Below are 13,911 nucleotides of genomic sequence, written 5' to 3' on the forward strand. Positions count from 1 at the left end.
ATTCGGTCAGTTGTTTATAGGTCATAGTGCATTTTCCTTTGGCGAGAAAGATGCCTACTATAGCAACTGACCGCCTTTTTCAGAAATTGCACTTATCATGCGAATCCAAGTTGCTTTAAAAATGGGTTAAACTCATTTAATTTTCAGTGTAATAAATAGCAAAGCCTCAAGGGCTACGACCCCTGAGGCTTCTATATTAAATATCGTCTACTCCCCCAAAGAGGATATCGATATAAACAATGTCATTATAGCGCGTTAAATATAATCCATCTTGAATCAAATGGCACTCAATCATTGACGCTTTTGTGATGGGGTTCATAAGCATTGGATTATTTATGTGAATATAAAATCCGAATCAAAGAAGGGTATGAATTAAAACATTAACGTAACAACATAACTTATTTAAATTAAGTTGATCAGATAAACTATCTGCATTGATGCTATAATCGGTAATCCGATGACTTACCCCCTATTCCTATGAAATCGAATATCACACTGTCTGAACCTGAACGTATTACATTACAACAACTGGCTTTGAATCACAGACATCGGGACATCCGTACGCGAGGAACGGGGTTACTCATGCTTGCCAGAGGCCTCAAACCCCGTCAGATCGCCGATGAGATAGGATGTAGTCTCAGAGTTATCTATGACTGGGTTCACGCCTGGCATGATTCAGGGATAGCGGGATTATTAGGGGGCCATGTCGGTGGTCGATATCCCGCCATGACACCGGAGATGATTGCCACCGCGGTCGAATCCGCTCGCGCAGAATCTCTGACGCTAGCCCGAATCGCACAGAAAGTTGAGGATAAGCATGGTTCTTTGCCCTGTACGCTGGAGACGCTGGCTAATACCCTGAAAAGACAAGGATTAACCTATAAGCGAGCTCGCTTGTCTTTAAAAAAAACGCAATGAAGCGGAATTTGCTGAAAAAGCCGCCTTGTTGAATAAAATGAAGACGGGCGCACGGTCAGGTCATTACCGTCTGGTCTATTTTGATGAGGCGGGTTTTTCTGCCTCCCCACCGGTCCAATATGGATGGAGTCCACGAGGTCAGCCCCATGAAGCAGAGCCTCAAAGTTCTGTCAGACGGTCAGTGCTAGGTGCGCTAAATTACACTGATAACACGCTGTTTTATCAGATAATATCAAGCAGTGTCACACGGAGTAATGTCATTGACTTTTTAGCGCAGATTGCCCAACAAGGCGATCATCGCCTGACAGTTGTCGTGTTAGATAATGCGCCTATCCATCACGGGATCGATGAAAAAATTAAAAATCGCTGGTTACGAGAGCACAACCTGTTTTTACTTTACCTTCCCGCCTACAGCCCAGAACTGAATCTGATTGAAATCGTCTGGAGGGAGGCTAAATACCACTGGCGACGTTTTATCACCTGGACTCAGGAAACAATGGAATATGAGATCAATACATTATTAGCTGGTTATGGTGACCAATTTGCAATTAATTTCTCTTGAGGACTTATCAGAACCATTATTGATAGAATGAAATAAAGGAAAATATTACATTCAAACCCAACTTAAGGGATAGCGGCCTATCCCCTCGATTTTAAACGCTTAATTTGCCTACTTTCCTTTTGACATCATCTTCTGCATCACCAGCTGCCCGAACATCCCGGTTGATTGCCTGACCTGCCCTACGCCCTGGCTCATCATGCCTGCCATATCGCCCATGCGGACACCGGCCCACGCTAATGCGCCCAGCCAGACCATCGGCAGGACGATAAACAGTGTGCCCATCACCAGCCCCATGATTAAATCGTCCGAGGTATTCTGAATACCCGCCAGATTAAACAGGCTGTGGGTGTCTGAGCCGTACAGGGCTTCCAGCAAATAACTGTCCAGCCAGCGGGCAGTTTCCCACCAGAAGGTCAGGAAATTCAGCGCAAAAATCACAAACGTCAGCGTGAAGACGGTCTTAAACTCATACGCGGCAAACAACAGAATTAAAGGGATTAAGATATACAACGCCATCAAAATTACCGCCTGCATCATCGGCAGTGCCTGTCGTACCGCATCGAACATCGGCATACTGAGTAATCCCCCTAACAACGCCCCTGCGGAAGTCCCGATGCGGTTAGCGCCATCCAACAAGGTAGGGTCGGCATTGCCGCCATAGCCTGCATAGACATAACCCTCCTGAGAAACCGTCAGGTTCACCGGACTAACCAGACGACGAATCACCGCTTCCTGATAAGCCGGTGTGTTTTTCCCCAAGATTTTCAGTGTTGCTGACAGGCGCAACCACAACCCCGGATCGGCCTGCGCCAGTACCCGGTCTTTCAGGCCGGTTTGAGCGGCTGACCACCAGGCTTTACAGGTCGGGTAACCGTTCGGCCCGGTATAAGGCCGCCCGTTGTCCCGGCTCTCCTGCCACGGAAAATCCGCCCGGGGGGTGCGCGATTGCAACGTCTGGTAATCCCCGGCTAAAAACGTGCGGCTGCCCAGCCAGCCGATATCATTCAGGATAATCGGATCGGTGGTGTGCTCCTGATCGCGTTGTTTCCACTGATAAAGCGCTAAGGCATAGCAATCGTGGGTAAAATCCTGCAACTCCGCCGCCAGAGCCGGGTTACTGATGCGGGTGTGCTGCACTTCAAAGCGCAGTTGCCGCAGATCCGGCCGGCAGGGAATGGAGGCCACTGCCGCCTGTGTCAGCCCCTTGGATAATGGGTGACCTTAACCGATGTTTTCACGGTACAGCCGTGCAAGCCACAGAGCAGCCAGTAACAGATACCACTGACCCGCCACTGAATACAGGATGGCGAAAGACTGCTGGTGACAATCTGGGCGGTGTTGATTGAAGCTTGTGTAACCGGAGTAAATGCCGCTATCAGGGTGATGAGTGCAGGAAACGTCACACGTTGAAGACTCATGGCTGATGTTGCTCCCTGAGCGCATGGGCTTTTGCCACATCCGCGGTGCCATACACCACATCCCTATCATCAAAAACCACGGCCGGATACTTTTGCACGCCTAATTGCCATGCTTGTACCACAGCACGGTAAGCATTTATCAGTTGTTGTTCCTGCTGGCGCCATTGAGGTGATTGCAGCATCGCCTGTGCCTGAATCGAGGCTTGCTGGGGATCGGTGGGAAGGTGGGCGAAGATTTGCTTTTGCTGTTGTTCAGCCTTATCCAGCCAGACCACGTGACTGTCCGGCGTCAGATTTATCGGCGGGTGCTGACTGTCAGTATACACCACTGTCCCCGCACTCCCTGTCACACTCCATCCCAGCAAACACACTAAATACGGTTTTTTCATCCTCTCCACCTCTGTTGCAACCCCTCAGACCAGCGTGAAGAAAGCCACAGTAAAAGTCAGCCCGTAACTGATTTTCCGAAAATGAAAATAAACACACCGGTCGGTTAAGTGGTTCCCTTAATGCCGATAACACCGATATTCTCTGCATGACATTTCCGGGTACCCATGTAATAACAGCCCGGATTGACTGGCAGACGAAATTGATTATGAATCAAATGAAAAATATGCCGATAAAACAGTTAGCATCCGATCATAATGAACAAAAAGGACACGCATAAATAGCGGGCTTGGCCTGTTGCCCGGCTATCGGATGGCGTAAGTCAGGAGAAACTGGGAGGAAAACAGCAGAAGTCCCATGAAAATAAGGAAAATGACCCCCTGTCAATGAAAAAACACCTGACGAAGTTGCAGTAGGGGCACTCCCTGCCGGAAAAAGGCAGGCAGGCGGCAACGCCGACTGATACACGCTGACCACAATTATCTATTTTGAAAAGGGAGACAATACATGATAAATCCAATGCAAAACGGAATAACCATTCCAGAAGGCTGGTTTCTTCTTATTAATGGCGAGATCCCCTTTTATTGCGATTTTGGATGCACTGTCGCCGATTTTGCGGCAGCGGGAAAACTGATCGGCTATAACAACAAAAACGGTATTTATTTCAAGTTCGCCTATGAATCCACCGACATAAAAGGGTGTGAACCGCCACCGGGAATATATGTTCTGACTATCAGAAAATACAATTACACAAACAATTCCAGTCATTTTGGCCGCTGTGTTTATGTGGAAGTGAAACAGACGCAATGCCCGAAAGAATTTAAAAATATCATGACGGATATGTTAAAAATGTCGGAAGAACAGTCCACTTTTGAAGACATAAAACGGCCAAAGCCACAAGGAAAATGCACACCTCAGTTACAGCAGTGCATTAATGATTTTTTTACCTGCGTTAAGAAAGACCGCACGGATGAAATTATGGCCTTAGTCACCTCTTCAATGTATGAAGACGGAGAAAAAGATATTCTTTATTTGCGTGAATTGTACTATGGAGACGATGAAAATCCCTATCAGAGAAATAATTTTATTAAAAGTGAAATAAATAAAAAAGTGGTATCGGAGATCTACAACTACTTTGAATCACTCGATAAGACAAGAAAACTGGAAAATGGCCAGGATCTTTTTCCCTTTCTTTTTCGTTCCCCAAAATATGATATCAGTGCCATTGTGCCTAAAAATGTGAGTTTATGCGAAGTGTTTATGAGCATGAGCCATCTTCAAAATGAAAAAATCATGTGATAAAGCGTCAGAAGACTATTTATCTTCCGGTTTGGCCTGTATCTATAGAAAGATCAGGCCAATAACGTACTAATCCTGCCGGATAATACCATTATAAAGTGTAAAAGTATTCGGGTTAAATCAGGATCACCGTCCGACAGTGATCGTTACCAGATTAAAGATACAAGATGGCCACTCCACCCTGTAGGCGTAAGTTGGCAAGGTGATTTCTTTTACATGAGGCCATCATCATGAATCACATGGCACTTATCGGTATCGATCTTGGCAGGCATTCTTTTCATATCTACTGTCAGGATAAATCAGGGAAAGCTCTTCTGCATAAAAAGTTTACACAAACTAAGCTGATGGAATTTTTAGCCGGGTGTTCCTCTGCAACCGTTGTGATGGAGGCTTGTGCTGGTGCCCATTTCATGGCAAGACGGATCGTTGATTTAAGACATGAAGCTAAATTAATTTCTCCTCAATTTGTCCGACCTTTCGTTAAAAGCAATAAAAATGATTTTATTGATGCCGGAGCGATATGCGAGGCAGCATCACGTCCTTCAATGCGTTTTGTTCAACCCAAAACGGCAGCGCAACAGACAATGCGTGCATTACATCGGGTTAGGGGGTCACTGATCAGGGATAAAGTCAAAACAACTAACCAGGTGCAGAGTCTCTTGCTGGAGTTCGGGATTAGCTTACCGAGGGGAGAGGCTGTTATGAAGCGCTTATCTTTAGTATTGGCAAAGCATGAACTCCCGGATTATCTGCTCCGCTTGTTGATACGACTCCATGCCCATTATCTTTACCTTGTGGAACAAATAGCCGGGTTGGCAGCTGAGTTAAAACAAACAATAACAACAGATGACGCAACTCAGCGTTTCATGTCGATCCCTGGCGTTGGTCTCATCACGGCCAGCTTACTTTCTTCCCAGTTGGGTGATGGCAGACAGTATGCAAAAAGTCGTGATTTTGCTGCCCGCAGTATTAGCTGCAACAAAGTTGATGTTATGAACTCCCGCTCCTCACGGAGGAAGATGGGAATTCATCAATAAAATCTAGCTGAATTTGATCCCATTCCTGTTCGATCAACTTACGCTTGATGGGCTTTTTCAGTTTGATATCCACATCAGCGCTTACATTAGCCTCAAATTGTTTGTTTAAACCGAGCATAACGCAGTGAAAACTTATAGACAAACATATCCCGTGTGCCGAATCGTTCACGGTGGCACAAAATATAGATGTTACATTTTCTCGCCAGCTAACTCCATTTGAGGCTGTTCGGGGAAATGCGCCTTGACGGTGGCTTAACTGAGTAGTTAGAAAGTATCTGCTGATTTCTGGTTGAAAAAATAGGTTCTCCAACGGAGAGCTTCCTATTTTTTATCCTCAGTTTTCATCGCAGACAGGGGGTTCTCTGCTTAAAATTGGGCACTGCTCTTGAATATAGCAACATCTGATTATTCCTGATTTAATTCAAACAGATTGTTTATCGTGTAAAATTAATCACGTTACAAAAATAATTATATCTAATTATTTCATGATATTTTATCTTTATAAAATAGTACCCTTATTCTATTTTTTATCAGGAGCCATAATAATGGAAGAGCAAGCAAGCTATGATTCAATTGGAGAACATTACGAACAGTTTTCTAATACGGTAGCCCAGCGACAGTCTGAACTTCGGGATATACTCAACATGGTCGGTGAGATACAAGGAAAGTCAGTTCTGGATCTAGCTTGCGGGTATGGTTATTTTGGGCGGGAATTGCACCACCGCGGAGCTTCAAAAGTGGTTGGCGTCGATATCTCTGAAAAAATGATTGAACTCGCTAAAATCAAGTCAAAACTGTATGGTGATAATATTGAGTTCCATGTACAAAATGTATGTGAAATGAAATTAGAGGAAAAATTTGATATCGTTATTGCCGCTTTTTTATTCCACTATGCAGAATCCACAGAAGAACTGGAAACGATGTTTCAGGCAGCCGCTGAGCATTTGAAACCTTCCGGCAAATTAATTGCTTATATGGCATCACCTGATTATCGGTTAGAAAGCGGAAACTGTGAGAATTATGGTTTTAAGATTTTGAGCGAAGAGCCCTGGAAAAATGGCTTCCGTCACCAGGCCGAATTTCTGTCAACCCCCCCAAGCCCTTTCACGTTTTATCGTTGGAGCCGTGAGAGTTATGAAAAAGCGCTTAAAAAAGCAGGATTCGATCATTTTCGCTGGCAAAAACCAACGGTCTTAGACAGCGACTTAGTGCGTTATCCTCAAGGCTTTTGGGATAATTACCTGCAAAATTGTGTCCATACCGGACTTATTTGCCAGTTTTAAGCTCACTCCCCATTCCTTCCGCATGACGATTGAATTTGATTCAATCGGATATCAACATTTATATAAATAGACATTGAAAAAAATGCCGGGTCCAGCCCGGCCCTAGCCACAATACTCACATTCTCATTTTTTATTTTTATGATATTTATGGGTTATTCATCATTGTTATTGGATCTAATAGCAATAATTTATCAACAGCAAATGGCGACAGGGTGAGTGAATGTGTTAATTCAGCAGACAGGACAAGTGCAGCACAGCGTTGGGCGAAATAGACACTTTCCTTAAAATCCATACCGGCTAACGCGCAATGCACTAATCCCGCCATCATTGCATCACCGGAGCCCGTGTTATTGACAATATCAACAGGAAATGCCGGAGAGTGACCCGATATATAATCTAACTCACTGTAGTAAACACCGTCAGCGCCCATACTTAAAACTACCCGCTGAACTCCTTGTTCATGAAACCATGATGTGACCCACTTAGCCTCTTTTATTGAGTTAATTTTAATGCCACTGATTTTTTCTGCTTCCAGCCGGTTGGGTCTGATAGTATGAATATAGGATAGCCAGTTACGTACTATACCCGCCTTATATGACGAGACAGGATTAACAAATATGGGCACGTTACCAGAGTTTTTAAATAACCATTCCAGAGCATCCTCTCTCAAATTGCAATCGATACTCAATATGCCTGCCCGCTCAATGAGCGCTTTAGATTTATTTAGCAACTCAGGCGTGAGTTTTTTCAAAATATCCATATCACTCACGGAGGTGTGCGGTTCACCATGACTATCCACTATTGAATGATAAATCGAAGTTCTTTCATCATTGAGTTTATGAGAATGGCTAAGATCAACACTGGCTAACCGGGTTTCTCTAAACAGTCTTTTTCCATATGAATCATCACCAAAAACAGAAATTAAATAGCTGTCATTCTTTAACGCGGCAATGTTATGCGCCACATTTCGGGCAACACCACCTAGCGTATATTTTGTTTTCCCTGGGTTGGAATCTTTCTTTAATAATTCAGTCGAAGCGAAGCTGGTAATATCCATGTTGGAAGCCCCCACCGTCACGGCATAATTTCCACTGGAAAAAATGTATCCTTTTCCTTTTATATGCCCTTTTTTTTGTAGGTTAAGGATATATCCTGCGACGCTTGAACGACTAATGCCAATAATATCAGCGATTTCTTTTTGGGCGAGAAACGGATTTTTCCTGAGAAGTTGTAATATTCTAAACTCCAGATTATCCATTTTTCTCATATTATGCCCTTTATTGTTTTTAAACATAGTTGTTTTTATTCCATTGATTACTGACAGTAAAGCGTATTTTTATACATTATGCTGGTAGTGAGAAAGCGATCGAAAACTTAATGATATATTATTTATCGTTAAAAATGTGATTTTACTCTTAAATTTTTACCTGAAAAATAACCAATTAACGGAATTTTAAAATACTTAGCGCGGTAACCATATTTTATTCTGATTTATTTCCATAAAAAACAATTGATTGCATTGTAACTGCATTATTTTTAGCATTTGTCTTTTCTTCTGCCTTAATTTTATTTTGCAAATGGAATTGGAATTATCAATTACATTAAAATGTGATAATCAACACACTTTTACCAATATGGAATATAACCTCACGATTTTATTTCGGTGTAATATTTTTATATTGAATAATATTTTTTATTATACCGTTAAATTTGTTTTATTATAGCGTTACCATGAGCAGTATTAATATGTTATTTATATAAGTTAAATATCTCTTTCCATCATAATAACCAATATTTATTTATATTTAACTAACTTTTTCATTAGTGAGGGCGAATAACCCGTTAAGAACACCCAATCGATCGATACCTGTCAGTTCAGGGATGAGAAAAACGTCATGCATGGAGACGGATTGCTCGAGAAAACTTGTTGTCCCAAAGAGATAACTACTTGAAGTGATAATAATTTTTTTGGGGAGGGGAACCTGTGTCTGAATCAGGATCACCACTGGATGTAATGCCGTATCCAAGAAAAGGCATTCAAAACGAAGAAAAAATAGCGGCGTTTCAATTGACTGCCCAAACAGCCGCTCATTTCTCTTATAGGTAAAATAATGGAACACGCTATTCAGTACTGCTGCTTACCACACGCAAATGCCGTCGTAGCCCAACTATTTCGCATCCACCGGTCTGTTTCTGCCCAAAACGCCCATTTCGCCTGATGCTCTGCTGAACCGGAGCTGGCAGCCAGATAATCCGTGGAGGTCACATAAAATTCCCGCGTCCAGCCATCATAAAGATAAAAGTTCCCCCATTCCTCATAGAGCTGTTCCAGCGCATATTTGGAGGCAATCCGGCTACCGAGTGATTTGCAAAGTTGTTTCGCATTTGAATAAAAATCTTTCGTCAGGCCGGAGCGCTCAAACCAGGTGTGAACCGTCAAGGTCAGCTCGACCTGCTGCCCGGTCTCATCAGTACCCGTGAGCCTGACTCCGTCAGGATTTTGCTGTACCGTCACCATATCACCCGATATTCGTTGATTGTCCTGCCAGACCAGACCCGTTATGTGGGCGATGGTTCCGGTATCAAAGCCATTACAGGCGGGGATGAAGTTGCCATCGATCCGAAGCACAAACAACCTTATTCAACCCGTATTCCAGCGGTGGTATTGGCGGTGAACAATAACGCCATGAGTTTCAGTGATCGCAGTGGTGGCGTGTCGCGGCGTCGGGTGATCTTCAACTTTTCCGAAGTCGTGCCGGAGCATGAACGAGATACTTTGTTACGAGAAAAAATAGCAGCAGAATTGCCTGTGATTATCCGGCATCTGCTACATCGATTCGCTGATCCACAAACAGCAAGGCATTTACTGGCAGAACAACAGAAGTCAGAAGAAGCTCTGGATATCAAGCGTTGCACAGATTCACTAGTAGATTTTTGTGGCTATCTGATTGCATTCGATGAAGCAGACGGCCTGTTAATCGGTAATGCGGAAATTATGCCGTTTAATCCCCGTAAGTACCTCTATCACGCCTACCTTGCTTATATGAAAGGCAATAACCTGAACAAACCCGTTTCCGTAACCCGCTTCGGGATGGACATGTCGGGCGCACTGGCAGAGTACGGTCAGCAATACCTGCGCAAGAAAAGCAAACAGGGCATTCGCAGCAATCTGAACCTGAATATTGAAACCGCTATCGAGTGGCTACCGAAACTAACAAGAGATAGCCTGCTAGAAGAATAACTTTATCTAATCACAAATATTTTTCAAAGAAATATAAAAAAGTGTTCACTACTGTTCACTCTATAATTTAAACCAGGTATATCAATATATTATAGGGTGAATAGTTATTTTTAAACTGTTCACAAGTCTTCATCACTGTTCACCTTTTTCAGATTTGAGGTGAACGGTTGAATGGAGAGTGGTGATGAGTTTGACTCCAAGTCACCATCCTTTAACGATATGAATTTAAATGAAAATATTCAAAGATGAACAGGGTGAACAGTTTTATTACTAATTCTCTAATAGGGAGGGGGTAAACAAAAAAGTTTTCTCTGGCAGGTGTTTTTAGCTCTCCGGTTTACCGGGGTAATTTTTAGTCTGGTAAACCGGAGAAGACAAGCGTAGCGCGTCAGAATAACCCATACAATAATGTGGAGTATTACAGATGTTGTTTTCTTATCTCTGTTAGCCTAAACCGCGATGAATAAAAACTTGGTTCTCCATAACCAGTGTTTGATGAGGGATTTATACTACCGCCATGTAAATCAGTAAAAACTTCTGACTGACTCAAAAAATAATTTCCTGAAAAATTAATAGATAACCTCAACTTTGTTTAAGCATCGCAATTTCATGGTCACGTAAACCTAAGCTCGGCTTTTTCGGCTGGAATGTATAAGCAATCAGTCCTGATACTATTTCCAGTAAAAAGCCGACTACGCTTCGGTGCCTTGAGTGCTCTATCTGAGAAATATTTTTCAATTGGTCATTCACCGTTTCTATCAAAAACCGTTTTCTTAACATGGCCTTGTCCCAAAGCGATAAAAATTTGGCTTTCATATTACGGCGAACATTCGTGATCAGCGTAATGCCTGCCTCCTTCAGTTCATCGCATAACACTTGCGATAAATAGCCTTTGTCACCATAGAGATGCCCGGTTAAACCTTGTACTCATTCCTTTACCGGCTGACGATCGTCAACATTTCCCGGTGTTAATTTAACGGATAAAATCTCACCACAGTCATCAATAATCAGATGGAGTTTAAAGCCATAGAACCAGCCTGTACGGGTTTTTCCTCGCTGGGCGACACCCGCAAACTTGATGGCGAGCAATACGCAGATTATGGCAAACCGCGATTTTAGTGGAATCGATAAAGGCAATGCCGTGTGATTTTTGTTTACGTGAAGAAAGGAAAACGCATAACGGAATAAGGGCTCTTTTCTTCAATGTAATTATTCGATTGTAGCTGACCAGACCAGGGAAATCTGCGTTGAGATATTGCTGCACATGCTCAGTATAAAACGCTTTAAAGTGACGATAATGGCTCATGTGAAATAAAATGAGGATCGTCATTATCTCACTGAGAGACAGGGAAGTGGCACGATGACGCTTGAGCTGATTATTCTCAATGAGCTGTTGTTCCCAAAGGGGAATAAATTTTTGGCAAAAATCATCGACGCAACAGAAAAGTTCTTCTAAAGTAGTCATAGCCTGAGGATCCCCACAATTTTGTTTTCTAAGCAAAAACTTTGATCGTGCCTCAGGCGCTTAGTTCCTTTTTTTTCTTTCCTTTCTTAAGCGAAGTTCAGGTTAGCCAAGATAGCGTCTGATATCAATAAACCGAATGGTCAATATGTTATTTCTCCTGAACAGGTAGAAATTTTTGTTAAGTCGTTGCCATTACGCAAAATTTCCGGCGTCGGAAAAGTTACAGCCAAGCGCCTGTCAGACATGGGTTTGGAAACCTGCGCTGATGTTCAACACTACGATAAACTGGCGTTAATAAAAAGTTTGGGCAAATTTGGTTTATCACTCTGGGAACGCTGCCACGGTATTGACGAGCGGCAAATTACACCAGAGCGTTTGCGTAAATCTGTCGGGGTGGAAAAAACGTTGGCGCAGGATATCCATGAATGGCACGAGTGTGTGGAGCTGATTGAACAACTTTATCCTGAGTTGGAAAAACGGTTAGAAAAGGTAAAACCGAATCTGCGCATTGCCCGTCAGGGGATCAAATTAAAATTTGATGATTTTCAATTGACGACACAGGAGCATACTCATCCTCTATTGGATAAATCTGATTTGATGCAGGTTGCAAAGCAAGCCTGGGAAACACGTAGAGCAGGGAGAGGGGTCAGGTTAGTTGGGTTGCATGTCACCCTGCAAAATCCACAATTGGAACGTCAGCTTTTATTAGAGTGGTAAAGTTGAAGTGGTAAAGGTGCAGTCAATAGGCAAACGGAATCTGGAAACTGAATCTCCCCTACGGCAAATCACAGGGGAGAGACAATATAGTTTTTGGTTACTTTTTATTGCGCTTATTACTCTTTAACCGGAATAGACTTCAGAATCGCGGTGAGTAACTGCCAATATTGACCGACGCTCTTAATGTGAACTTTTTCATCAGGAGAATGAGCACCACGAATGGTTGGGCCGATGGAAACCATGTCCATGTCAGGATATGGCTTTTTGAACAGACCACATTCCAGACCAGCGTGGATCACCATGATATTTGGCGTCTTGTCGAAAAGTTGCTGGTAAGTTTCACGAACTAAATGCATCACTGGGGAATTGGCATCAGGCTGCCAACCCGGATAACTGCCACTGGCTACTGTTTTCGCACCAGACAGTTTTGCCAGAGAATGCAGCATCTCAACAACATAAGATTTGCCAGTTTCGATCAGCGAACGAATCAGGCAAATAATTTCGACTTTTTCTTCATCCATTGTCACAACGCCGACGTTCAGAGAAGTTTCTACGACACCTTCGGCGACATCACTCATACGGATAACACCGTTAGGCATGGTGTTGAGGATGGAGAGGAAACGAGTCTGGCAATCTTCCGTAAACGCCTGCGATGATGTTTCGATTTCATTCAGTAAGAGGGTAAGGTTAGCTTCAACAACCGCATATTCGTTTTTCAGTATTTCCAGATAGCTATCTTTCAGTTGGTGCAGTTTTTCAAGTTTATCGGCAGGAACTGCAATGACACTGGAACCTTCACGAGGAATGGCATTGCGCAGGGTTCCCCCTTGCAGGTGGATCAATTTCAAGTCTAATTCATCTGCATGTGCCGCCAGAAAGCGAGCCAATAATTTGTTGGCGTTGCCCAGCCCCAGATGGATATCACCACCAGAGTGACCCCCTTTCAATCCCTTAATAGTGAGTTCCAGAGTCTTGTAGCCAGTTGGCAGAGCTTCACGGGACAATGGCAAGGTTGTGACAAAATCAATACCCCCGGCACAGCCCATGTAAATTTCGCCTTCTTCTTCTGAATCGGTATTGATAAGAATATCAGCCTGTAACCAGCCGGATTTCAGGCCAAATGCACCGTCCATGCCTGCTTCTTCAGTCATGGTCAATAGAACTTCCAATGGGCCGTGTTTGACTGATTCATCCGCTAACACTGCCAGAGCGGAAGCCATACCGATACCATTATCAGAGCCCAGAGTTGTACCATCGGCTGTCACCCAATCCCCATCAATATAAGGACGGATGGGATCTTTTGTGAAATCGTGTTGGGTATCATTGTTTTTCTGTGGAACCATATCAAGGTGCGCCTGAAGTACGACGGCCTTGCGATTTTCCATACCTTTTGAAGCAGATTTTCTGATCAAAATATTACCGACTTCATCCCGCTCGACATGAAAATCTTTGCCTTCTGCCCATTCAATAATATGGGATGCCAGCGCTTCTTCATGATAGGACGGGTGGGGAATGGAACAAATTTGGGCAAAAATATCCCATAGTGGCTGAGGTGATAAGGTTGATAATTCGGACACGGCGAAT

The 13,911-nt window shown here is 43.4% G+C and carries 10 protein-coding genes and 6 pseudogenes; 7 read left to right on the forward strand and 9 right to left on the reverse strand.

Translation table 11 applies throughout. The annotated features are described in order from the left end of the window. Nucleotides 1-477: 477 nt before the first annotated feature. Together AAC854_RS12715 and AAC854_RS12720 are read left to right on the forward strand one after the other, a co-directional pair. Complete coding sequence (locus tag AAC854_RS12715) at nt 478-918, forward strand: helix-turn-helix domain-containing protein (RefSeq protein WP_340617423.1); 441 nt, start codon at nt 478-480, stop codon at nt 916-918. A gap of 37 nt (nt 919-955) precedes the next feature. Beyond that, complete coding sequence (locus tag AAC854_RS12720) at nt 956-1,480, forward strand: IS630 family transposase (protein ID WP_340617424.1); 525 nt, start codon at nt 956-958, stop codon at nt 1,478-1,480. Between the two features lie 108 nt (nt 1,481-1,588). Here AAC854_RS12720 and AAC854_RS12725 read toward each other — a convergent pair. The 4 genes and pseudogenes from AAC854_RS12725 to AAC854_RS12740 all read right to left on the reverse strand — a co-directional run. After that, nucleotides 1,589-2,698, reverse strand: a pseudogene (locus tag AAC854_RS12725) (conjugal transfer protein TraG N-terminal domain-containing protein); the annotation flags it as partial. Continuing rightward, nucleotides 2,689-2,898, reverse strand: a pseudogene (locus tag AAC854_RS12730) (TIGR03756 family integrating conjugative element protein); the annotation flags it as partial. The pseudogenes AAC854_RS12730 and AAC854_RS12725, both read right to left, overlap by 10 nt. Next, nucleotides 2,895-3,287, reverse strand: coding sequence for a TIGR03757 family integrating conjugative element protein (locus AAC854_RS12735; protein ID WP_340617425.1), 393 nt, complete (start codon nt 3,285-3,287; stop codon nt 2,895-2,897). The gene AAC854_RS12735 and the pseudogene AAC854_RS12730, both read right to left, overlap by 4 nt. A 250-nt stretch (nt 3,288-3,537) precedes the next feature. After that, the gene (locus AAC854_RS12740; RefSeq protein ID WP_340617426.1) at nt 3,538-3,753 is read right to left on the reverse strand and encodes a hypothetical protein; all 216 of its coding nucleotides are present in this window, start codon (nt 3,751-3,753) and stop codon (nt 3,538-3,540) included. Between the two features lie 39 nt (nt 3,754-3,792). Here AAC854_RS12740 and AAC854_RS12745 point away from each other — a divergent pair, with 39 nt between their 5' ends. The 3 genes and pseudogenes from AAC854_RS12745 (at nt 3,793) to AAC854_RS12755 (ending at nt 6,904) form a co-directional block, all read left to right on the forward strand. Next, nucleotides 3,793-4,584, forward strand: a complete 792-nt coding sequence (locus tag AAC854_RS12745; protein ID WP_340617427.1) for a hypothetical protein — start codon at nt 3,793-3,795, stop codon at nt 4,582-4,584. Nucleotides 4,585-4,814: 230 nt separating this feature from the next. Next, a pseudogene (locus AAC854_RS12750) lies at nt 4,815-5,546 on the forward strand (IS110 family RNA-guided transposase); the annotation flags it as partial. Nucleotides 5,547-6,166: 620 nt separating this feature from the next. Beyond that, nucleotides 6,167-6,904: a class I SAM-dependent DNA methyltransferase gene (locus tag AAC854_RS12755; RefSeq protein ID WP_340617428.1), complete on the forward strand. Its 738-nt coding sequence runs from the start codon at nt 6,167-6,169 to the stop codon at nt 6,902-6,904. Nucleotides 6,905-7,049: 145 nt separating this feature from the next. Here the strand turns inward: AAC854_RS12755 and AAC854_RS12760 are convergent, their stop codons facing one another. From AAC854_RS12760 to AAC854_RS12770, 3 genes are all read right to left on the reverse strand, one after another. Then, nucleotides 7,050-8,162: a PfkB family carbohydrate kinase gene (locus AAC854_RS12760; RefSeq protein ID WP_340617442.1), complete on the reverse strand. Its 1,113-nt coding sequence runs from the start codon at nt 8,160-8,162 to the stop codon at nt 7,050-7,052. A 547-nt stretch (nt 8,163-8,709) separates the two neighbouring features. Further along, nucleotides 8,710-9,024 carry a hypothetical protein gene (locus tag AAC854_RS12765; protein ID WP_340617429.1) on the reverse strand — a complete coding sequence of 105 codons (315 nt, stop codon included), beginning with the start codon at nt 9,022-9,024 and terminating at the stop codon, nt 8,710-8,712. 5 nt (nt 9,025-9,029) lie between these two features. Beyond that, nucleotides 9,030-9,344: a hypothetical protein gene (locus AAC854_RS12770; RefSeq protein ID WP_340617430.1), complete on the reverse strand. Its 315-nt coding sequence runs from the start codon at nt 9,342-9,344 to the stop codon at nt 9,030-9,032. Nucleotides 9,345-9,422: 78 nt separating this feature from the next. On the opposite strand from AAC854_RS12770, the pseudogene AAC854_RS12775 reads away from it, so the two are divergent. Next, a pseudogene (locus AAC854_RS12775) lies at nt 9,423-10,145 on the forward strand (primase-like DNA-binding domain-containing protein); the annotation flags it as partial. A gap of 582 nt (nt 10,146-10,727) precedes the next feature. Here AAC854_RS12775 and AAC854_RS12780 read toward each other — a convergent pair. Then, nucleotides 10,728-11,610 (reverse strand): annotated as a pseudogene (locus tag AAC854_RS12780) (IS982 family transposase). Between the two features lie 102 nt (nt 11,611-11,712). Here AAC854_RS12780 and AAC854_RS12785 point away from each other — a divergent pair. Continuing rightward, nucleotides 11,713-12,327, forward strand: a pseudogene (locus AAC854_RS12785) (DinB/UmuC family translesion DNA polymerase); the annotation flags it as partial. Nucleotides 12,328-12,443: 116 nt separating this feature from the next. On the opposite strand, the gene pepD reads toward AAC854_RS12785, so the two are convergent. Then, nucleotides 12,444-13,904: a beta-Ala-His dipeptidase gene (pepD, locus tag AAC854_RS12790; RefSeq protein WP_340617431.1), complete on the reverse strand. Its 1,461-nt coding sequence runs from the start codon at nt 13,902-13,904 to the stop codon at nt 12,444-12,446. Nucleotides 13,905-13,911: the final 7 nt, after the last annotated feature.

This window comes from Xenorhabdus entomophaga, assembly GCF_037996725.1.
GTDB classification, from domain to species: domain Bacteria; phylum Pseudomonadota; class Gammaproteobacteria; order Enterobacterales; family Enterobacteriaceae; genus Xenorhabdus; species Xenorhabdus khoisanae.